This window comes from Saccharothrix texasensis (assembly GCF_003752005.1).
In the GTDB taxonomy this organism is placed as follows: Bacteria; Actinomycetota; Actinomycetes; order Mycobacteriales; family Pseudonocardiaceae; genus Actinosynnema; species Actinosynnema texasense.
This window is the reverse complement of the sequence record NZ_RJKM01000001.1, coordinates 806988-827456: the sequence shown is the minus strand read 5'-3', so window position 1 is coordinate 827456 and position 20469 is coordinate 806988. Positions and strand designations below refer to the sequence as shown.

15 protein-coding genes are annotated in these 20469 nt (G+C 74.1%); 9 read left to right on the top strand and 6 right to left on the bottom strand.

The window, feature by feature from the left end; all coding sequences use genetic code 11:
• Nucleotide 1: 1 nt before the first annotated feature.
• On the bottom strand, nucleotides 2-1597 hold the full coding sequence (locus tag EDD40_RS03340) for an outer membrane protein assembly factor BamB family protein (RefSeq protein ID WP_123741594.1): 1596 nt from the start codon (nucleotides 1595-1597) through the stop codon (nucleotides 2-4).
• A gap of 167 nt (nucleotides 1598-1764) precedes the next feature.
• Between EDD40_RS03340 and EDD40_RS03335 the strand changes: the two genes are divergently transcribed.
• Nucleotides 1765-2988, top strand: coding sequence for an FAD-binding protein (locus EDD40_RS03335; RefSeq protein WP_211348072.1), 1224 nt, complete (start codon nucleotides 1765-1767; stop codon nucleotides 2986-2988).
• A gap of 20 nt (nucleotides 2989-3008) precedes the next feature.
• On the opposite strand, the gene EDD40_RS03330 is transcribed toward EDD40_RS03335, so the two are convergent.
• Nucleotides 3009-3905, bottom strand: a complete 897-nt coding sequence (locus tag EDD40_RS03330; RefSeq protein WP_246037380.1) for a hypothetical protein — start codon at nucleotides 3903-3905, stop codon at nucleotides 3009-3011.
• A 118-nt stretch (nucleotides 3906-4023) separates the two neighbouring features.
• Nucleotides 4024-5826: a Crp/Fnr family transcriptional regulator gene (locus EDD40_RS43160; protein ID WP_246037379.1), complete on the bottom strand. Its 1803-nt coding sequence runs from the start codon at nucleotides 5824-5826 to the stop codon at nucleotides 4024-4026.
• 374 nt (nucleotides 5827-6200) lie between these two features.
• On the opposite strand from EDD40_RS43160, the gene EDD40_RS03320 reads away from it, so the two are divergent.
• Nucleotides 6201-9287 (top strand): ATP-binding protein, encoded by a 3087-nt coding sequence (locus EDD40_RS03320; protein ID WP_123741592.1) that lies wholly within the window; start codon nucleotides 6201-6203, stop codon nucleotides 9285-9287.
• Nucleotides 9288-9612: 325 nt separating this feature from the next.
• Complete coding sequence (locus EDD40_RS03315) at nucleotides 9613-10773, top strand: S1 family peptidase (RefSeq protein ID WP_123741591.1); 1161 nt, start codon at nucleotides 9613-9615, stop codon at nucleotides 10771-10773.
• Nucleotides 10774-10835: 62 nt separating this feature from the next.
• Here the strand turns inward: EDD40_RS03315 and EDD40_RS03310 are convergent, their stop codons facing one another.
• On the bottom strand, nucleotides 10836-11648 hold the full coding sequence (locus tag EDD40_RS03310; RefSeq protein ID WP_123741590.1) for an ABC transporter permease: 813 nt from the start codon (nucleotides 11646-11648) through the stop codon (nucleotides 10836-10838).
• Complete coding sequence (locus EDD40_RS03305; RefSeq protein WP_123741589.1) at nucleotides 11645-12589, bottom strand: ATP-binding cassette domain-containing protein; 945 nt, start codon at nucleotides 12587-12589, stop codon at nucleotides 11645-11647. The genes EDD40_RS03310 and EDD40_RS03305 overlap by 4 nt, the downstream gene beginning before the upstream one ends.
• A 382-nt stretch (nucleotides 12590-12971) precedes the next feature.
• On the opposite strand from EDD40_RS03305, the gene EDD40_RS03300 reads away from it, so the two are divergent.
• The 6 genes from EDD40_RS03300 to EDD40_RS03275 all read left to right on the top strand — a co-directional run bounded on the left by EDD40_RS03300 (nucleotide 12972) and on the right by EDD40_RS03275 (nucleotide 19667).
• Nucleotides 12972-14042: a long-chain-fatty-acid--protein ligase gene (locus EDD40_RS03300; RefSeq protein ID WP_123741588.1), complete on the top strand. Its 1071-nt coding sequence runs from the start codon at nucleotides 12972-12974 to the stop codon at nucleotides 14040-14042.
• The gene (locus tag EDD40_RS03295; RefSeq protein ID WP_123741587.1) at nucleotides 14039-15415 is read left to right on the top strand and encodes an acyl-CoA reductase; all 1377 of its coding nucleotides are present in this window, start codon (nucleotides 14039-14041) and stop codon (nucleotides 15413-15415) included. Before EDD40_RS03300 ends, EDD40_RS03295 begins: the two co-directional genes overlap by 4 nt.
• A 76-nt stretch (nucleotides 15416-15491) precedes the next feature.
• Nucleotides 15492-17075: a methyltransferase gene (locus tag EDD40_RS03290; RefSeq protein WP_123741586.1), complete on the top strand. Its 1584-nt coding sequence runs from the start codon at nucleotides 15492-15494 to the stop codon at nucleotides 17073-17075.
• A gap of 70 nt (nucleotides 17076-17145) precedes the next feature.
• Nucleotides 17146-18339 carry a sugar efflux transporter gene (locus EDD40_RS03285; protein WP_246037376.1) on the top strand — a complete coding sequence of 398 codons (1194 nt, stop codon included), beginning with the start codon at nucleotides 17146-17148 and terminating at the stop codon, nucleotides 18337-18339.
• Nucleotides 18336-18902: a hypothetical protein gene (locus tag EDD40_RS03280; RefSeq protein ID WP_123741585.1), complete on the top strand. Its 567-nt coding sequence runs from the start codon at nucleotides 18336-18338 to the stop codon at nucleotides 18900-18902. Before EDD40_RS03285 ends, EDD40_RS03280 begins: the two co-directional genes overlap by 4 nt.
• A gap of 99 nt (nucleotides 18903-19001) precedes the next feature.
• Nucleotides 19002-19667 carry a hypothetical protein gene (locus EDD40_RS03275; RefSeq protein WP_123741584.1) on the top strand — a complete coding sequence of 222 codons (666 nt, stop codon included), beginning with the start codon at nucleotides 19002-19004 and terminating at the stop codon, nucleotides 19665-19667.
• Here the strand turns inward: EDD40_RS03275 and EDD40_RS03270 are convergent.
• Entirely contained in the window at nucleotides 19612-20445 is an 834-nt protein-coding gene (locus EDD40_RS03270; RefSeq protein WP_123741583.1) for an ECF transporter S component, read from the bottom strand. The two genes, EDD40_RS03275 and EDD40_RS03270, sit on opposite strands and share 56 nt — an antisense overlap.
• Nucleotides 20446-20469: the final 24 nt, after the last annotated feature.

Below are 20469 nucleotides of genomic sequence, written 5' to 3'. Positions count from 1 at the left end.
GTCAGCCCGTGAGGCCGACCACCGGCGCGGGCGTGCCGCCGAACGTCGTGCGGGTGACCACGATCGCGCCGGGGGCGGCGACGAGGCGGACGTCCGAGCGGCCGCGCGAGCCCGAGCCGTCCAGGCGGACCGGGGTGGACGTGGGCGACGAGCCGGTCAACGGCTGCGTCACCACGGTCAGCTCACGGCCGTTGTCCTCGCACGCGCGCACGTAGGTGGTGCGCGTCGTGAGGTCCGCCGTGCGCCGGGGACACGCGTCGATCGACAGCCGCGTGGTCGCGCCGGTGGCCGGGTCGAGCGCGAGGAGGCCGGTGACCCGGCCACCGTCGGCTTCCTCCACCAGCGGTGTGGCGCCGGCGTCGGCGCGCACGGTCCACGGCCGTTCCGGCCGGGTCAGCACCCGTCCGGTCTCGGCGTCCAGCAGCCCGTTCGGCACCGCGTCGGGCGTGGCCCGCGCGCCGAAGGTCTGGAAGAGGACGACGTCCCCGTCCGGTGTGGCGCCGAGCCGGATGTCCTGCCGCTCGCCGTTCGCGTCGGCGCGCCGGACCTCGTGCCGCCACCGCTCCCGCCCGGTCGCCTCGTCCAAGGCGGTGACACCCAACGTGTCCGCGCACTCCACGGGCACCAGGACGGTCGTGCGGCCCCAGGCCACCTGCCCGAACCACGACGTGCAGCCGGCGGGCGGCGACCAGCGCCACCGCGACCCGCCGCCGGCCAGGTCGTAGCCGGTGACGACCTCCTCGTCGCGCACCGTCAACACCCGCGCCCCCGGCCGCACCTGGTCGGTCTCCACCAGCGCCGACCGGAGCACCACCTCGGACCGGGGCGCGCCGGTGTCCGCGTCCAGCACCACCACCGACTGCGCCCGCGTGTCGTGCGCGGACCGGAAGGACACCACGACGGTCCGCCGGTCCGCCGACGCCACCAGCGACCCGACCGGCGCGCCCGGCCGCGCGTACCGCCAGTCCACCCGACCGTCGACGCCGCTCAACGCCACCACGGCCCCGTCCCGCGTGGCCACCGCCACCCCGTGCAGCACCGGCACGACGTCCACCACCTCCGCGGGCGGCTGCCACGCCCACTGCCGCGTGCCGGGCTGCTCCACCACGGGCTCCGGCGGGAAGTCCCGGGCGTCCCGGGTGTCGGACCGGACGATCGCCGCGTGGGCTCCGGCCGGCGCCAGGACCGCCGCGACCACGACCAGGGCCGCCGCGAGGACGCCGGCGGGCCGCACCCGCCACCCGCCGGACCAGGCCCGCCGCGCCGCCGGGTCCTCCTCCCGCCGCCCGGCCGACCCGATCGCGCCGACCGCCACCGCCACCGAACCCACCGCCAACACCGGCAGGTCGTCGCCGGTCAGGCCGATCAGCAGGTCCGCCACCAGCAGCCACCCCACCGCGACCGCCAAACCGACCCCCGCCACCGCCGCGAACACCCGGACCGCGCGCCCGCCGCCGATCACCGGCAGGGCGGTGAGCACGACGCCCACCGCCAACCCGATCACCGTGACGTCCGCTTCCGGCCGGGGCACGCCACCCGACCGGAACGGCGCCCACGCGGCGCACAACGCACCCACCGCGGTCATGTAGCGCAGCATCTCCGCACCTCCCCGCGTGGGACGGCGAGCGCCGGGAATCCGTTCCACGACGATCGTCGGCGTGGTGCGACCGCCACCGCCCGTCGCCGCCCGGACCTGGACCACGGGACTGCCGGCGAGGTCCTGGACCGGCCGCCCGCCGCCGGCGATGGGGCAGAATCGGCCCGGTGAGCACCAACTGGGCAGGCAACGTCACCTTCTCCGCCGCGCGCACCGCGCACCCGACGTCCGTCGGGGAGCTCCAGGACGCGGTCAGGACGGCCGAGTCGGCGCGCGTGGTCGGCGCGGGGCACTCGTTCAGCACGATCGCCGACACCGACGGCACGCTGATCAGCCTCGACCGGATGCCCGAGGTGTTCGAGGTCCGGGACGGGTCGGTGCGGGTGGGCGCCGGGACCCGGTTGGCGCGGCTCGCCGAACGGCTGCACGCCGCCGGCCTCGCGCTGCCCGCCATGCCGTCGCTGCCGCACATCACGATCATCGGCGCCTGCGCCACCGCCACCCACGGCTCCGGCAACGACATCCCGTCGCTGGCGAGCCTGGTCCGCTCGCTCGACCTGGTCGCGGCCGACGGCTCCCTGCGCACGCTGAGCAGGGGAGACGCCGGTTTCGACGGCGCCGTGGTGGCGTTCGGCTCGCTCGGCGTGGTGGTGGCCGTCGAGCTGGACGTCGTGCCGAGCTTCGACGTCGAGCAGCGGGTCTACCAGGACATGCCCTTCGACGCCCTGGTCGAGAACGTGGACGCGGTGTTCGCCTCCGCCTACAGCGTCAGCGCCTTCACCACCTGGCAGGGCGTGGCCCACGTGTTCGCCAAGCACCGCACCACCGACCCGGGGCACGACCTGGCCTGGACCGGCGCGACGCCCGCCACCGGGCCGGTGCACCCGGTGCCCGGCCAGCCCGCCCTGCACTGCACCACCCAGCTCGGCGTGCCCGGCCCGTGGCACGAGCGGCTGCCGCACTTCCGCGCCGACTTCACCCCGAGCGTCGGCCGTGAGCTGCAGTCCGAGTACTTCGTGGCCCGCGAGCACGCGGCCGACGCGCTGCGGGCGCTCGACGCGCTGTCCGCCGAGCTGAGGCCGGTGCTGCTGACCTCCGAGGTCCGCACGATCGCCGCCGACACCCAGTGGCTCAGCCCGGTGCACGACCGGCCGAGCGTCGCGTTCCACTTCACCTGGCAGCCGGACGACGCGGCCGTGCGCGCCGTGCTCCGCGAGGTCGAGGCGGCGCTGAGCCCGTGGCGCCCGCGCCCGCACTGGGGCAAGGTGTTCGAGCTGGCCGACCCCGGCGAGCGCTACCCGCACTGGGCGCGGTTCGCCGAGCTGCGCGCGGAACTCGACCCCACCCGCACATTCCGCAACCCCTTGATCGACGGCTGGTTTACCGGATAAGCGATCGAGGGGCGCGGGACTCACTTCAACCCGGGCACGACGACGCTGAGCACGCTGACCGCGAGCGGCGCGAGGAGGCCGAACGCGGCGGTGAGGCTTTTCCCGACGGTCAGGTCCGCGCCGAGAACCCCGATGAGCCGCGTCCGACCCTCGACCCACGCCGCGGTGGGCCGGGCGTCGGCGGGCAGCGGGTAGCACTGGTCCACGAACAGCAGGCAGCGGGTGCGCCACGCGACGAACGTGGGCACGTAGAGCAACAGCGAGATCGCGGTGAACAACGCGCCGTAGAGCAGCACCCACTCGGGCGGGAACTTCGCCGGCGGGACGCCGCCGGCCAGGAACGCCTTGCGCTGGGCGCCCGAGTCGACCACCGCGATGGTCACGATCGTCGCCAGCACGGTCAGGCAGACCCCGATGGTCCGACGGCAGTCGACCAGGTCGGCGAGCACCGCGTCCGCCCGCGTCGGCGGGGTGGTCGGCGCCGACAGCGCCGCCGTGACCAGGCGCAGCCGCGTGGTGACCAGCCACAGCCCGAGCACCGCCGGCGCGGCGGCGGTCAGCGCGAGCAGGACCAGCCCGCGCGACACGGGCGCCACCGCGGCCGGCGGCAGCTGGGCGACCGGCCCGCCGCCCGCCCACAGGAAGGCCAGGATCGCCGCGGCGAACGCGACGTAGCACAGCAGCGGCCCGCGGCCGTCCGCGCCGGCCGCACGCCACCCGGTCGCCAGCGGGAGGGCGTGGAAGAACAGGAACGCGAAGACCACCGCGGAGGCCGCGACCAAGGCCGACCACACGCCGAACTCGAAGGCGCCCGGGCCGCGGGGCGCCACGACCGCCCGCACGAGCGAGGCCAGGCCGGTGAACGCGCCGAGCCCCAGCACGGTGGTGACCGCGGGCCACGACCAGTGTTTCCGCAACCGGATCCCCTCCCGTCGGGGGCATCGCACCGCATGTTCCGCCGAGGCGCACCTCCAGCGCGACGCCTCCGCACGTGCGGACCTCACCACGCTGAGGAGCGTCCCCGCACCAGCGCCCTCACAACCGCGCGAACCGCCGCAACCCCTCCAGGTCGGGCACCACGACGTCGCGCCGCAGGTGGCTGACCACCACACCGGCCTTGCGCAGGTCGGCGAACGCCTTCTCGGCCGTGCGCGGCTTCATCCCGGCGATCGAGGCCAGCTCCACCTTCGTCAGCGGGATGCCGAGCACCCACCCGCCGACCTCCTGGCGGCCGTGCGCGCCGACCAGCTCGGCCAGCACGCGCGCCACCCGTTCCGCGGCGGTGTGGGACAGGAAGTCGCGCCGCCTCCGGTTGGCCCACCGCAGCTGGTCGTCGATGACGCCGATCAGCTCGACGAACCCGTCGTTGCGGCGGTGCAGGAACCCGTGCAGCTCGGCGCTCGTGATCAGCTTCGCCGACACGTCACCGCAGGTCACGACGGTAGCCGAGCGCGGCTTGTGGTCCAGCGCGGCCAGCTCGCCCACCAGGTCGCCCGCGACGCGCACGGTGAGCACTGCGGTGTCCCCGCTCGAGTCGTTGACCAGCACCTTCACCACGCCCTCGAGCAGCAGGAACACGTGGGTGTCGGTGGCGTCCTGGACGATGAGCTCCCGGTCGGCGGCGTAGCGGACCGCGGTGCCCAGCGACATCAGCTCCTGCCGGCTGCTCTCCCGCAGCCGCGCCAGCAGCGTGCCCGGCGGCCACTCCGGCGTCGCCACGTGCTGCCGCGCCGCGGGCGGGTTCGGCTTCGCCGTGGCCAACGACCGGCCCGCGTCGGCGAACGAGGCGAAACCCCGCTCGAACGACGGGTCGGGCCCCACCCCGGACATGAGCGCCTCGCACGCCCGCCGCTGCTCGTCCAACGCCCGCACGGCGGGGTGGTCCGCGCCCAGCGCCGACACCGCCCGCATCGACGCGTCGCGCACCACGTCCAGCAGCCGCTGCGCCTGGCCCCTGGTGCCGTCGAGGTGGGCGAGCTCCAGCTCGGCCGACGCCAGGTTCGACGTGGCGATCACCGAGTGCGGGTGGTCCGCGCCGAGCCGGGTGGCGGTGCGGTCCGCGGCCGAGCGCAGGCTGGGCAGGGCGAGCCGGGCCCGTTCGGCGGAGCGGCGCATCCTGGCCAGCTCGAACTCCGCCGAGGCCAGGTTCGCCTGCGCCACCAGCGCCCGCGGGTGGTGCGCGCCCAGCGCGTTCAACGCCCGGTCGGTCGCGTCGCGCAGGTCCGTCAACGACTCGGCGACCTCCTCGGCGTCACCGTGGTCGCGGGCGATGCGGAACCGGGCGCACATCAGGTTCAGCCGCAGCACGCACGTCTGCGGGTGGTTCGACCCGAGCACCGCGGAGTTGCGCTGTAACGCCAGCTCCAGCGCGCCCGTCTCGCTCGGTTTCGCCATCTCCACGGCCACCGCCACCGACCCGACGGAGACCGGGTCGGCCACCGGCAGCGGGTCGAGGAAGTCGCCGACCACCTGGCGCAGCGGCGCGCCGCGACCGAACGCCGTGGTCGGCGGCCTGCGTCGCACCTGGCGCGGCGCCGTCATCCCCGGTTCGCGCCGACCGCGGGCCACCGACGCCAACGCCTGCAGGTCACGCACCCGCGACGCCTCCGGACCGGTCGGGTCCACCAGCGCCAGCATGGCGATGAGCAGCGCGTCCGCGGCGTCGGCGGAGCCGATCCGGGTCAGCGCGGCGGCGCAGCGCAGCAGGCGGTCCACGTCGCGGCGCGCGCTGAGCGCGTCCAGCGACCGCGCCAGGTCCACGGCGAGGCGGCGGGCCGCCTGCCGGTCCGGCGCGGACCGGGCCAGTACTGCTTCGAGTTCGACCATTCGGCTGTTCATCCGGCACCCCAGGTGGTTGCTCGGTCCGCGGCGGCGCGGTTCCGGCGTTCGGACGCCGGGTTCCGGCGTTCGGGCGCGGGGACTCGTGCCGCCGGAGTGGAATCCTCGTCCATAGCGGCGATATCGGTTGCTCCGGGCATTCGTTAGCTCACGCCTGACATTGTTACGTTATGAATGGTCGGATGTCCGAACGTTAGCCGCACTATTGCGGAAAACCGTGCAAGTTTTTTGTCGTAGTGAACACTCTGCGACGTCCCTTGGCGAGATCGATCTCCGACACGGGAGGGCCCCTCGTATTCGTGTCCGACCACCGGAACCCGGGACGGCCGGAGGGGTGCCACGCCCGCCGGCGGCCACCGTGGCACAGTGACCGCATGCGGGTGGGGGTGTTGGGGCCGCTGGAGGTCACGGCGGACGGCACGGCGGTCGAGGTGGGCGGCGCCAGGGTGCGCGCCCTGCTGGTGAGGTTGGCGGTGGCCGCGGGCCGCGTCGTCACCACCGAGGAGCTGGCCGACGCGCTGTGGCCCGAGGACCGGCCGGCGGACGAGGTGGCCGCGGTCCGGTCGCTGGTGTCCCGGCTGCGCCGCGCCCTGCCGGCCGACGTGCTGCGGTCCGCGCACGGCGGCTACCGGCTCGACCTGCCCGCCGACGCGGTCGACGCGCTCCGGTTCGACCGGCTCGCCCGCGAGACCAGGGCCGCGCTGACCGCGGGCGACCCGGGCGCCGCGCGGCGGCTGGCGGCGGAAGCGACGGCGCTGTGGCGCGGACCGGCCTTGGCCGACGCGGCGGGCGCGCCGTTCGCGGTCGGCTACGTCGCCGGCCTGGACGAGACGCGGCTGGCCGTCGTGGAGGACGGGGCGGCGGCCGACCTGGCGTGCGGCCGGGCCGAGCACCTGGTCGCCGAGCTCACCGACCTCGCCGCCCGCCACCCGCTGCGCGAACGGCTGCAAGCCCTGCTGCTGCGCGCCCTCGTCGCGACCGGCCGCCCGGCGGAGGCCCTGGTCGCCTACGAGGAGGTCCGCCGCCGCATCGCCGACGAGCTGGGCGCCGACCCCGGCCCCGAACTGCGCGAGACGCACCAGGAGATCCTCCGCGCCGAACCGGCCGACCAGCCGCGCCCCGGCAACCTGCGGATGCCGTTGACCAGCCTGGTCGGCCGGTCCGCCGACGTCGAACGGGTCGCCGGGCAGCTCGCGGCCCACCGGCTGGTCACCCTCGTCGGACCGGGCGGCGCGGGCAAGACCCGCCTGGCCACCACGGTCGCCGCCCGGCTGCCCGGCGGCGCGTGGCTGGTCGAGCTGGCGTCGGTGACCGACCCGGACGACGTCGCGCCCGCCGTGCTCGGCGCGCTCGGCCTGCGCGACCAGCGCACCGTCGACCGGCCCGTGGCGCTGGTCGACACCATGACCCGGCTGGTGGACGTGCTGTCGCGCACCGACGCGGTGATCGTGCTGGACAACTGCGAGCACCTGGTCGACGCGGCGGCCCGGTTCGCCGACGAGCTGCTCGGCCGCTGCCCCCGGCTGCGCGTGCTGGCCACCAGCCGGGAACCGCTCGGCGTGTACGGGGAGGTGGTCAGCCCGGTGCCGCCGCTGGACGGCGACGCGGCCGTGCGGCTGCTCGCCGAACGCGCCGCGGCGGTGCGCCCCGGCTTCACCGTGACGCCGGACGACGCCGAGGCGGTCGCCGAGGTGTGCCGGCGGCTGGACGGCCTCCCGCTGGCGATCGAACTGGCCGCCGCCCGGCTGCGGTCGCTGACGGTCGCGCAGCTGGCCGCCCGCCTCGACGACCGGTTCCGCCTGCTCACCGGCGGCAGCCGCACCGCCATGCCGCGGCACCAGACGTTGCGCGCGGTGGTGGCGTGGAGCTGGGACCTGCTGTCGGAGCCGGAACGGGACTTCGCCGCGCGACTGGCCGTGTTCCCGGCGGGCCTCGACCTGGAGGCCGCCGAACGGCTCGCCGGCGCCGACGCGTTCGACCTGCTCGCCGCCCTGGTCGACAAGTCGCTGGTGCAGGTCGTCGACGGCGCCCGCTACCGGATGCTGGAGACGATCCGCGAATACTGCCTGGAACGGCTCGCCGAGGGCGGCCGGGTCGCCGCGGCCCGGGCCGAGCACGCCGAGTACTTCCGCGACCTCGCCGAGACCGCCGAACCGCACCTGCGCGGCAAGGAGCAGCTGACCTGGATCGCCAGGCTGGAGGCCGAGCGGGACAACCTGATCGCCGCGCTGCACTTCGCCGCCGACAGCGGCGACGCCGACACCGCCGTGCGGCTGGCCGCCGCGATGGGCCTGTTCTGGACCATGCGCGGCAACCGGGCCGAGTCGGTGCCCTGGCTGCGCCTCGCGCTGGCGGTGCCGGGGGACGCGCCCGCCACGGCACGCCAGGTCGTGTCCGCGTTCCTGCTCGTGAACAACGCGGTGACGGGCGGCTTCCAGGACCTCGACGACCACATCTCCCGGCTCGCCGAGCTGGTCGCCGAGTCCGCCGGCGCCGAGCACCCGGTGCTCGTGCTGCTGGAGCCGATGCTGGGGCTGTTCCTCGACGACGCCGGACGGGCGTTGTCGGCGGTGGACCGGCGGCTGGACGTGCCGGACCCGTGGGCGCGGGCCGTGCTGTGGATGGTGCGCGGCGCGGTGCGGGAGAACGAGGGCGACCTGCGCGGCGCGCGTGACGACATCACCACCGCCATCGCCGGGCTGCGCGAGGTGGGCGACCGGTTCGCGCTGGCCCAGGCGCTGACCGGGGTGGCCGAGGCGCACCTGCGCTTCGGCGACCCGGAGGAGGCGATCACGGCGCTGGAGGAGTCGATCCGGCTGCTCGCCGAACTCGACGCCGACGACGACGCGGCCCACGAACAAATCCTGCTGGCCACCGCGCGCATCCAACTGGGCGACGTGGCCACGGCCCGAGCCGACTGCCTCGCGCTGACCAAGCCCCTGTCGTCGCAGCCGTGGGCGGCGCGCGGTGTCGCGTTCGCCTGGCTGGTGCTCGGCGACCTGGCCCGCTACGACGGACACCTGGCCGAGGCGGAACGGCAGTACGAGGCGGCCCAGGCCTCGCTCGCGGGCGAGCCGTTCGTCGTGCCGCAGTTCCACGCGCAGATCCTGACGTCACTCGCGCACCTCGCCGTGGAGCGCGGCGACCACGCGGCGGCCGCGGAAGCCGTCCGCACCGCCTTCGACCACGCCATGTCGGCCAAGGACATGCCGGTCCTGGCCCGGGTCGCCGTCGCCGAGGCGGCCGTGCGCACCCACTTCGCCAACCCGACCGACGGGGCCAAGGCCCTGGGCGTGGCCGAGAACCTGCGCGGCGCCGCCGACCCCCGCAACCCGGAGATCACCCGCCTCGCCACCCACCTGCACGACACCATCGGCCCCGCCGCCTACGACCTGGCCTACGCCACCGGTCTCGCCCTCGACCGCGCCGACGCCATCGCCCTGATCCGACCGACCCCATGACCGCCACTCGCCCGGCGCGTGGGAAAGCGGCCGGGCGCCTCGACGGATAGGTCGCGGGACCTCGCCGAAACAAAGGGAACGGGCCGGACCCGGAATCGCGGGAAGGGATAGGCGGGGTTTGTCACTACGGGAAGACGAATCCGCTGATGCGGTGTTCCCGGCTGCGCGACTGCGTCATTCCACCCGTCGTGAACTGCGAAAACAATCATCGTGACACCACCGACTCGGCGGTATGGGCTCTTCGATCGGGAATGTATCGTTTCGAATCCGTCGGGTCTCCGACGGCCGACACCCCCTGCATCCTTGGTGTGAAAGGGCTGCCCGAATGACTTCTTCCCGCACTGCCCGATTAGCCGGCGCGATCGTCCTCTCGATCGGTCTGGCCATTCCGTCCCTGCCCGCGGCCGCCGCGCCCGCCACCGCGGCCACCACGTCCCCCGAGTCCGCGGTGCGCGTCTCGCTCGGCATGGCCGAGGCGATGAAGCGCGACTTCGGCCTCACCGCCGAAGGCGTGCAGACCCGCCTGGCCCAGGAAGAGAAGGCTCGCGGCGCCGAGACGGTGGCCCGCAAGCTCTACGGCTCGTCCTACGCGGGCAGCTGGTTCGACCCCGCGACCGGCAAGCTCGCCGTCGCGGTGGCCGGTGACGCCGCCGCCGACAAGACCGGTCTCGACGTGACCGTCGTGCCCGTCGCGCACAGCTACGCCCAGCTCGACGCCGCCAAGACCGCCATCGACCGACAGGCGGGCAAGGCCGCGCCGGCGGGCGTGAACGGCTGGTACGTCGACGTGCGGACCAACACGGTCGTCGTCACCGTCAACCGGCACAAGGTCGACGCCGAGGTGACCGCGTTCATCGACGACGCCAAGTCCTTGCACCACGCCGTGCGCGTGGTGGAGGAAGAGCACTCGCCGCAGCTCTACGCGGACGTGGTCGGCGGCTGGCCCTACTGGATCAACAACGCCGGCCGGTGCTCCATCGGCTTCGCCGTGTACGGCGGGTTCGTGAGCGCGGGCCACTGCGGCACCCCCGGTTCCCAGGCCACCGACCAGTACGGCGCGCTCTACGGCTACTTCGCGGGCTCCACGTTCCCCTACTACGACTACTCGTACGTGCAGACCGTCGCGGGCGTGAACCTGTGGGGCTACATGGAGGGCTACAACGGCTACTGGTACTACGTGCGCGGTTCCGCGCAGGTCGCCGTGGGTTCCGGCGTGTGCCGTTCCGGTTCCACGACCGGCATGTGGTGCAACTACATCCAGGCGCGCAACCAGACCGTGAACTACCCGCAGGGCGTCGTCTACAACCTGACCCGCACGAACGTCTGCGCCGAGCCCGGTGACTCCGGCGGTTCCTGGCTCAGCTCGAACCAGGCCCAGGGCGTCACCTCGGGCGGCTCGGGCAACTGCTCCAGCGGCGGGACCACGTACTACCAGGAAGTCAACCCGATCCTCTCCGCCTACGGCCTCTCGCTGGTCCTGAGCTGACCAGTGCGGCAACCGGGCCGACCGGTCTCCATCCCGCTGAAGACCGGTCGGCCCGGGCCCCGTCAGGCGCGGCGGCGGTAGGCGTGCACGGCCAGCGGGGCGAACACGGCCACGAACAGCGCCGACCAGGCCAACGTCCACGCCACCGGGCCGGCCACGGGACCGCCCACCATCAGGCCCCGTGACGCGTTCATCACGTGGGTCACCGGGTTGATCTCGACCCACGAGCGTAGCCACCCCGGCAACGTCTCGGCCGGCGCGATCATGCTCGTGCCGAACGTCAGCGGGAACATCACCAGGAACCCGATGCCCTGCACCGCGCCCGAGGTCCGGACCAGCATCCCCACCAGCACGAAGGCCCAGCTCACCGAGAACGCGAACAGGATCGCCAGCAGGCACGCGGCCAGCGCGGGCAGCACCCCGGTCTCCACGCGGAACCCCATGAGGGTGCCGAAGACCAGCAGCGACACCACCGCCACCACGTACCGGATGAGGTCGCCGAGCACGGACCCGACCAGCGGCGCGGACCGGCCGATCGGCAGGCTCCGGAACCGGTCGAACACGCCCTTGCCGATGTCGGTGTTCAGGTTCACCCCGGTCGCCATCCCGCCGAACATGGTGGTCTGCACCATGATCGCGGGCAGCAGCAGCTGCAGGTACTCGTGGGTCGACCCGGACACCGCGCCGCCCAGCAGGTACACGAACAGCACCACGAAGATCACCGGCTGCAACGTCACGTCCAGCAACTGCTCCGGCGACCGCATCGTCTTGATCAGGCTGCGGCGCGCCAGCGCCAGGCTGTGCCGCACGAGGGCGAACGGCCGCGGCGCCTCCGCCCCGCGGACCACCACCGGTGAAGCCGTCACCGTCGTCATGCCGCCACCTCCGTGTGCTTGCCGGTCAACGTGAAGAACACCTCGTCCAGGCTCGGCAGCCGCAGCGACAGCTCGGTCACCGAGATCCGCCGCTGCTCCAGCCGCCGCACCACCTCGGTGAACGCCGCGTCGCCGTCCACCGGCACGGTCACCACGCCCCGCGCGGTCGACTCCGGCTGGTGCCCGGACACCTCGGCCAGCACGGCGGCGGCGTCCGCCAGGCGGGCCGGGTCCGCCGGCCGCACCAGCACGGTCTGCCCGCCGACGATCCGCTTGAGCGACGCGGGCGTGCCGTGCGCGATCACCCGCCCGTGGTCGATGACCGAGATCTCGTCGGCCAGCGCGTCCGCCTCTTCCAGGTACTGCGTGGTCAGCAGCACGGTCGCGCCGTCGGCCACGAGCGTGCGCACCACCTGCCAGATGTCGTCCCGCTTGGCCGGGTCCAGCCCGGTGGTCGGCTCGTCCAGGTAGATCACGTCGGGCCGGCCGACCAGGCTCGCGGCGAGGTCCAGCCGCCGTCGCATGCCACCGGAGTAGGTCTTGGCCTGCCGCCCGCCCGCCTCGGTGAGCTCGAAGTCGCGCAGCAGCTCGGCGGCCCGCGCCTTGGCCTGCGAGGTGCGCAGGTTGAGCAGCTGCCCGATCAGCACGAGGTTCTGCACGCCGGTCAGGTCCTCGTCCACCGAGGCGTACTGCCCGGTCAGCCCGATCAACCGGCGCACCCGCGCCGCGTCCGACACCACGTCCAGCCCGCCGACCGCCGCGCGTCCGCCGTCCGGCCGCAGCAACGTGGCCAAGATCCGCACCGCGGTCGTCTTGCCCGCGCCGTTCGGCCCGAGCACCCCCAGCACGGTCCCGGGTCGCGCGGCGAGGTCGACGCCGGCCAGTGCGGTCGTCTTGCCGTACCGCTTGACCAGGCCCTCCGCCTCGAATGCGTACTCCATGTCCGTTCCTCCCTGTCGTTCGGGGACGACCCTCCAAGGCGGACGTGTCATCGGGCGTGCAGACCCGTGTCAGAGCGCGTGTCAGAACCATGTCGACCGCGTGTCAAGCCCCGGTAGGTGACGTGCCGGCGCGTTCACGGACGTTCGCAGGCGTTCCGGGGCGTTCCGCCTCCGTCCACAAGCACCGACCGGACCGGTCGGCGTTCCGTTTCCCGAAGCGGAACGCGCTCGTTCGGTTCTGCGCAGGCCGTTGCTGAGTCATCCTGTGGCCCTCGGAAAACCCCCGGTCAGCCGTGCCCCGTTCCGGGGACGGACCTTGTCCGACGCGTCCGCCGCTGCTGACCTGTCCCGAGCCCGACCGTCACCGCAGGAGGATCTCTCGATGACCGTTGCCCACGACGATCCCCACGTCGCGCGGCTCTTCGACCACATGGCGCGACTTGTCTGCGACGGTGTGGGCGACCCCCTCGACCTCCACGAGCAGCTGGTCGAGCTGTCCACGGCGAACTCGCCGGACGTGGCCCGGTACTGGAAGCAGGTCGGCGTGGGCGTCGGCGTTCCGGACACCGCCTACAAGGACGGGGGTCCGAACCTGTTCCCGGACGCGCCGGTGGTCCGCGTGTTCCGCACCAGCGGAACGACCGGGAGCACCCGCGGCACCGTGCGCTACTCCAAGCTCGGGCTGGAGCTGAAGGGGCTCGCCATCGAGGCCAACGCCCGGCGGCACCTGAGACCGGACGACGGCGTGCGGCCCGTGGTCCTCCCGTTCGCGCCGTCGGAGCAGGCCGCGCCGGAGATGGCGATCGCGTTCGACATGGCCCGCATCGCCAAGTCGTGCGGCGACCCCGCGCTCAGCACGGCCGTCGTGGGCGCCGACGGGGTGGACTTCGACCTGCTGGCGCGGCGCCTGGACGCGGCCGTGGCCGAAGGGCTGCCGGTCGTGCTCGTCGGCGCGACCTTCGCGTTCGTCAACATCTGCGACGCCCTGGAGGAACAGGGCCGGAGCTGGCAGCTTCCGCCCGGCTCGCGGATGTACGACGGCGGCGGGTTCAAGGGCCGCTCGCGGGTCATGCGCGTGGACGACCTGCGCGCCGCCGTGCGCCGGGTCTTCGGCATCGAGCGGCACGGCAACATCTTCGGCATGACCGAGCTGGCCAACATGCTCTACGACGCCTCCGACACACCGGTCGGCCCGCTCGGCGAACGTGCCAAGGGCAGCCACCCGGCGGGCGGCCCGAAGGTCCGCGACCCCCGCACGCGCGAGCACCTGGCGGAGGGCCGAGGCCTGCTGGAGGTCACCGACCTGTCCCTGCTGGACCGGCCGCACGTGCTGCTCACCGGCGACGTCGGCATCGCCGGGCCGGACGGCGTGGCCATCGCGGGCCGGATCGCGGGCAGCTCCAGCCGCGGTTGCTCGCTGACCCTGGACGAGATGACGGGAGGCGCGGCATGAGCGTGTCGTGGACGCCCGGGTGGCTGACGGCGGAAGGCGTGCCGTTCACCCTGAAAGCCGGCGCGCACGAGTGGCGTGGCGTGCGCCCCACCGACTGGGCCGCCGTCGGCGACGGACTCCGGACCGCGCACGAGAACCTGCGGCGGATGCCCGTGCGGCGCATCGTCGAGGCCGTCGACGCGGTCGTGGACCTGTGGGGCAAGCGGGACTTCACCGCCCGTCGGGCCACCGTGCGGGACGCGGCGCTGGTCACCGGCATGTCGGAGGAGACGATCGACCACGCGCTGGACGCCGAGCTGGGCAACCTGCGCGCCGAGTCGCTGCTGGCCGCGCTGACGCGGGAACTGGGCGACCCGGAGGTGCTCGACGGCTTCCGCGGCGGCACCACCGCGGTCGGGCCGCGCACCGTGCTGGCGGTGTTCTCCGGCAACGTCCCGGGGCTGCCGTCGCGGTCGTTGGTGCGGTCGCTGCTGGTGAAGGCGTCCGTGATCGCCAAGATCCCGGCCAAGGAGCCGCACTTCACCGCCGCGTTCCTGCGCACCCTGCACGACGTGGAGCCGGTGCTCGCCGACGCCGTCGTGGCGACCTACTGGGACCGGGACGACGAGGCCGTGCTGGAAGCCGCGCTCGGCCAGGCCGACGCCGTGATCGCCTACGGCGGCGACCAGGCGTGCGCGGCGATCCGGACCAAGGTCGGGCCGCACCAGCTCTACGAGGAGCACGGGCACAAGCTGTCGTTCGGCATCGTCAGCGCCGAGTACGCGGCACAGCACGGCCCCGCCGAGGTGGCCCGTCGCATCGCCGCCGACTGCAGCGACTTCGACCAGCACGCGTGCCTCTCGCCGCAGGTCTACCTGGTGCAGCGGGAGCACGCCCGGTCGATCGCCGAGCACCTGGCGGCGGCGATGCGCCGGGAGGCGCAGGACAGTCCACCCGGGACGATCGACGCGCAGGACGCCACCGTGCTGCAGCACCGCCGCCTCGTCGCCGAGTGGCGTGCGGCCACTTCGGACGACAGCGAGGTGTGGGCGCCCGACGGTCTGGAGTGGACGGTCGTGCTGGACGACGCGCTCATGCCGCTCAGCGGAGCGGGCAACCGGGTCGCGCGGATCGTGTCCGTGCCGGACGTGGCGGCGGCGGTCGACGCGATGCGGCCGTTCGCCGAGCACCTGCAGAACGTCGGCCTCGGCGCGGTCGGCGAGGAGTTCCGGCGGACCGCGCGCGAACTGGCCGTGCTCGGCGCCAGCCGGGTGTCCGCGCCCGGCGAGATGACCAAACCGTCCATGGTGTGGCGGCACGACGGGCAGCCACGCATCGCCGGCCTCGTGCGCTGGTGCGACATCGAGCTCCACCCGGAGCTCGACAGACCTTAGCCCCGCCCGGGGTGACCAGTCCGCCGTGCCCCGCCCGCGCGGGTGGGGCACGGCCATCCTCTGGAGAGGATCAGCGATGTCCGTGACGGTGAGCGGCGTGCCCGGCGTGCTCGGTGGGAGAGACCTCGACCGGTTGACGGCGACCGTGGCCTTCCTGCGGGACCGGGGCACCGGGGACGCGCTGGCGGCCGTGGTGGGCGCTGAGCCGTCCGCCTGCCTCGTGCGCCACCTGGAGTTCGGGCGCGCGGCGGTGTTCGTGGCGTCGGCGCGGCCGGCCGGCCTGGTCGGGGTGCTGGCCGGGCTGGGCGTGGACGCGCCGGAGCCGCGCCCGGATGAGGTGGTGCGCGGACGTGCCGGGCAGGAGCTCGACGTGCGGGTCGTGCGGGGTGCGGTCGGGTCGCGGGAGGTGCGGCTGCTCGTGCCGCGCGCGGAGATGCCCGAGGCCGAGCGGGAGGCCGAATCGCACGTCGCGTTCCGCGTCACCGACGCCGACGACGTGGTGCTGCGCGGGGCGTGCGCGACGTTGCGGGACTCGGGCCTCACACCCGACGGCGGCGGCTACGACGGGCAGGACACGACCCTCTGCTTCCGCGGCACGACCCGGCTCGTGCTGCACGCGCCCGGCCACCACGCCGAAGCGCTGGAGCACCACCTCGGACGCCCCGACCAGCCGCGGCGCTCGATGCTCGACCTGATGACCGGCGCGTGGCGCACCCGGGCCGTGGCGGCGGCGGCCGAGCTGGGGATCGCCGACCAGCTCGCCGACGGCCCGCTCGACACCGCCGACCTGGCCGCCCGCACCGGCTCGCGCCCGGACAAGCTGCGCCGGGTGCTCGCCTACCTGGCCGGGCTGGGCGTGCTGGGCCGCGACGGCGAGCGGTGGTCGTTGACCGAGGTCGGCACGCTGCTGCGCGACGACGTGGCCGGGTCGCAGCGGGACCTCGCGCGGATCTACGGCGGCCTGTTCTACCGGTCGTTCAGCGGGCTGGAGCACGCCGTGCGCACCGGCGAGAGCGGGTTCAGCCACGTCTACGGCGCGCAGCCGTTCGAGCACTTCGCCGCGAACCCGGCCGACGCGCGGCTGTTCGAGGGCGCGATGGCGGCGGGCACGGCGTTCCTCGGGCTGGTGCCCGGACTGCTGGACCTGCCCGACACCGGCACGGTGGTCGACGTGGGCGGCGGCGACGGACGGCTGCTGGACCTCGTGCTGGCCGCCGGACCGGGACTGCGCGGGGTGCTGTTCGACCGGCCGCACGTGATCGGCGCGGCGACCGACGTGCTCGCCGGTCACGGCGCGCGGGCGTCGGTCGTCGCGGGCGACTTCTTCCACGACCCGGTGCCGTCGGGCGCGGACCTCTACCTGCTGTCGCGGATCATGCACGACTGGGACGACGAGCGGTGCTCGGTGATCCTGCGCAACGTGCGCGCGGCGATGGCGGAGGGCGCGACGCTGGCCCTGGTCGAGCGCCCGATCCAGGGCGACCCGCGCACCCTGCTGCCGCTGGCGTTCAACGTCCACATGATGGTCAACACCGTGCAGGGCGGTGAGCGGACCACGGAGGAGCACCGGAGCCTGTTGGCGGCCAACGGCTTCGTGCTGGACGACATCCGGGAGCTGCCGCTGGACATGGCGGTGCTGGTCGCGCGCGCCGCTGTGTGAGCGCTCTCACCGGTCCACATGCCGGAAATCGGCTTCCTCGTCACCCATTCGGGCGACGAGGATCGCCGGTGTGCCCGTCCTGAGCGAAACCCCTGCCCAACCCCGGTCGCGTCCCTTCCTGCCGCTGCTGTCCGTGAGCCTGCTGACGGGGGTCGGGTACGCGCTCGCGGGCCCGTTCCTGTCGTTGTTCCTGATCAAGGAAGTCAAGGCCGGCCCGGTCGCGGTAGGAGCGTTCCTGCTGGTCAGCGCGTTGGTGTCGATGGTCGTGAGCACGCTGGTCGGGCGGTTCTCCGACTCGCGGGCGATCCGCCGCGCGCTGCTGGTGGTGGCCGGGGTGTCGGGCGGGCTGGCGTGGGTGCTGTTCGCCGTGCTGCGGGACTACTGGCTGTTGCTGGTCGTCGCGGTCACGGTGTGGGCGATGGCGTCCGCGCAGATCCCGCAGATGTACGCCTACGCGCGGCAACTGCTCGAACGCAGCGGCTCGGCCAGGGCGCCGTTGGCGATGAGCGGCCTGCGGACGACGATGTCGATCGCGTGGGTCGGCGGTCCGCCGCTGGGCGCCCTGCTGCTCGCCGGCGGCGGCTTCACCGGTCTGTTCGCCGTCAGCGCCGCGGTGTACGCGGTGGCGGTCGTCGTGATCCTGGTGTGGCTGCCCGAGCTGGGGCCGTCCGCGCCGCCGTCGCCCGAGGTGGCCCGGCAGTCGGGGCTGCGCCGGGAGGTCGTGCTCGCGGCGGCGGCGTTCGTGCTGCTCCAGTGCGCGACGTCGGTCGGCGTGACGGCGATGCCGTTGTTCGTGACCGAGAGCCTGGGCGGCACGACCCGGGACGCGGGCCTGGTGCTGGGGTTGTGCGCGGCCCTGGAGATCCCGCTGATGCTCGGCTTCGGCGCGCTGGCGATGCGGTACAACCTCCGCGTGCTCGTGCTGTCGGGCGGCGCGGTCGCCCTGGCGTACTACTCGATCATGCTGTTCACCCAGGCGACCTGGCAGGTCATGGCGGCACAGGTGCTGCACGCCGTGGTCATCTCGGCGGTGATGGGCCTCGGCATCTCCTACTTCCAGGACCTCGCGCCCGACCGGCCCGGGTACGCCAGCACGCTGTTCACCAACACCTACAAGACCAGCGCGATGCTCGTCGGGCCGTTGCTGGGCCTCGCGCAGCACCTCGGCTACCGCACCGCCTACGGCATGGGCCTGACGATGTCGGTGCTCGGGTTGGCGCTGCTGCTGGCCGCGCGTCCCCAGTCGGCGACACCGGCCGCGTGATCGACGAGCTGCTGCGGCGCCAGGACGAGTTGCAGGCGCGGGCGGACGCCGTGGCGGCGGACCTCGGGCTGGACGAGCTGCTGTCGGCGCTGGGCGAGCCGGTGCGGACGGGCAGCTCGGCGATGGGCCTGATGGTGGTGCCCGACCTCGACGTCACGGTGGCGTGCCCGACGCTGGACGTGGACGCCGTCGTGGGGGTCGCCGCCCGGCTGGCGCGGCACGAGCGGGTGCGGGTGGTGCGGTTCCGCAAGGACGACGGCCACTGGAACGCCGAACCGGACGCCTACCCCGACGGGCTGTACCTGGGCTTGACGTACCGCGAGAGCTCCGGGACCGAGTGGAACGCCGACATCTGGTTCGTGGACGAGCCGGCGCGCCAACCCGACCTCGGGCACGTGCGCGAGCTGCCCGCCCGGCTCACGCCGGAGACCCGCTCGGCGATCCTGCTGATCAAGCACTCGCGCCCGGACTACCGCAGCTTCGACGTCTACCGGGCGGTGCTGGACGACGCGGTGCGCACACCGGAGGACTACGACCGGTGGCGGGTTACGCACGGTCAGTGAACCGACCGTCTGGTTTGCGCTCTTCGAGCGGTTCTCCGCGAATTTCGGGTCTCCGCGCCCCGGGCGTTGCTAAACCTTCCTCAGGGGGAGGAGGTCACGGTGCCCAAGGGTTTCTACACCGACGACCGCGGCCGGGTCCGGCCGGTCGCCGGCCGGGGCGGGCGGAGCAGGTCGGCGCTGTTGGCCGGGTTGATCGCGCTCAGCGCGGTCGGGTACGGGGGAGCGGTCGGCCTCAGCACCGGCGGCTCCGGCGGCGGCGGTGGTCCGGGGCTCGGCGTCGAGGCGCGCAAGCAGGAGAGCGGCGACCTCGCCCGGCGGGGTGACGCCGACGGCGCGTGGCGGCGGATGGGGCTGCACGGCCTCAAGCGGACGGAGAAGCAGCAGGTCGCGTGCGTCGACGCCGCGTTCGGCGGTGTGCGGGAGTTCCTGCGGGAGAACGGGTGCGCGTCGATGGAACGGGTGCTGTTCACCGTCGGTGACGACGCGGGCAACTCGGCGGTGATCGCGGTGGCCTGGGTCGAGTTCGCCTCGCGCGGCGCCGCGCAGGAGTTCCAGGACATCGTGGACGCGCCCGGCACCGGCGACGTGACGGCGTTGGGCGTGGCCCAGGTCGGCCTGGCGGACGTGGCGTTCACCGGCGCCAACTACGGCTCGGGCCGCGACCGGACCACGGTCGCCGTCGCCGAGGCCGAGGTCGCGACCGGCTACGTCACGCCGGAGGTGCTGGACGCGTTGGCGGAGGTGGCGGCGCAGCTGCCCCGGTGAACACCGGATCGCCGAACGACGCCCGGCGGGCGGCCCGGCGCAACGTGCGCAGCAGCACCGGGCCGGTCGCCAGCACCAGGATCGTGGTGGTGACCGCGCGGCCGACGTCCCAGCCCAGCGACGTGGCCAGGCTGAACGCCACCACGCGCACCAGGTTGTCCAGCACCGGCGCGCCCGGCTGGAACGACAGCGAGGTGCTGCCCGCGCTCAACGCGAACGGCCAGAACGACAGGTTCAGCAGCAGCCCGTAGACCAGGGACGCGGCGGCGCTGTACGCGGCGAGCACCGCCAGCTCGACCTTGCCGCGCGCCCGCGGCAGCAGACCCGCGCCCAACGCCACCCAGGCCGCGCCGAGCATCTGGTACGGCAACCACGGCCCGACCCCGCCCGTCAGCAGGGCGGACGCGAACAGCATGGTGTTGCCGAGCACGAACCCGAAACCGGGCCCGAACACCCGGCCGCCCAGGACGAGCAGGAAGAACACCGTCTCGATCCCCGCCGTGCCCGCGCCGAGCGGGCGGATCGCCGCGCCCAGCGCGGACAGCACACCCAGCATCGCCACGGCTTTCGCGTCCAGCCCGCCTTCGCTGATCTCGGCCAGCACCACGGCCAGCACGAGCGGGAGGAGCAGGGCGAACGTCCACGGCGCGGTCGCGCCCTGCGCGATGCCGGCGTCCGCCGACACCAGCAACGGCCACCCGAACGCGACCACGCTGATCGCCGCCGCCACCGCCAGGGCGAGCGTGGCGCGGGGCCGGATGCGGACCGGCGGAGTCACGAGGCCACCCGCCCGGCAGTTGTC

Coding starts and splice junctions, on each gene's coding strand:
- EDD40_RS03340 (WP_123741594.1), bottom strand. CDS start 1,597: ATGCTGCGCTACATGACCGCGGTGGGTGCGTTGTGCGCCGCGTGGGCG.
- EDD40_RS43160 (WP_246037379.1), bottom strand. CDS start 5,826: ATGAACAGCCGAATGGTCGAACTCGAAGCAGTACTGGCCCGGTCCGCG.
- EDD40_RS03320 (WP_123741592.1), top strand. CDS start 6,201: ATGCGGGTGGGGGTGTTGGGGCCGCTGGAGGTCACGGCGGACGGCACG.
- EDD40_RS03315 (WP_123741591.1), top strand. CDS start 9,613: ATGACTTCTTCCCGCACTGCCCGATTAGCCGGCGCGATCGTCCTCTCG.
- EDD40_RS03310 (WP_123741590.1), bottom strand. CDS start 11,648: ATGACGACGGTGACGGCTTCACCGGTGGTGGTCCGCGGGGCGGAGGCG.
- EDD40_RS03305 (WP_123741589.1), bottom strand. CDS start 12,589: ATGGAGTACGCATTCGAGGCGGAGGGCCTGGTCAAGCGGTACGGCAAG.
- EDD40_RS03300 (WP_123741588.1), top strand. CDS start 12,972: ATGACCGTTGCCCACGACGATCCCCACGTCGCGCGGCTCTTCGACCAC.
- EDD40_RS03295 (WP_123741587.1), top strand. CDS start 14,039: ATGAGCGTGTCGTGGACGCCCGGGTGGCTGACGGCGGAAGGCGTGCCG.
- EDD40_RS03290 (WP_123741586.1), top strand. CDS start 15,492: ATGTCCGTGACGGTGAGCGGCGTGCCCGGCGTGCTCGGTGGGAGAGAC.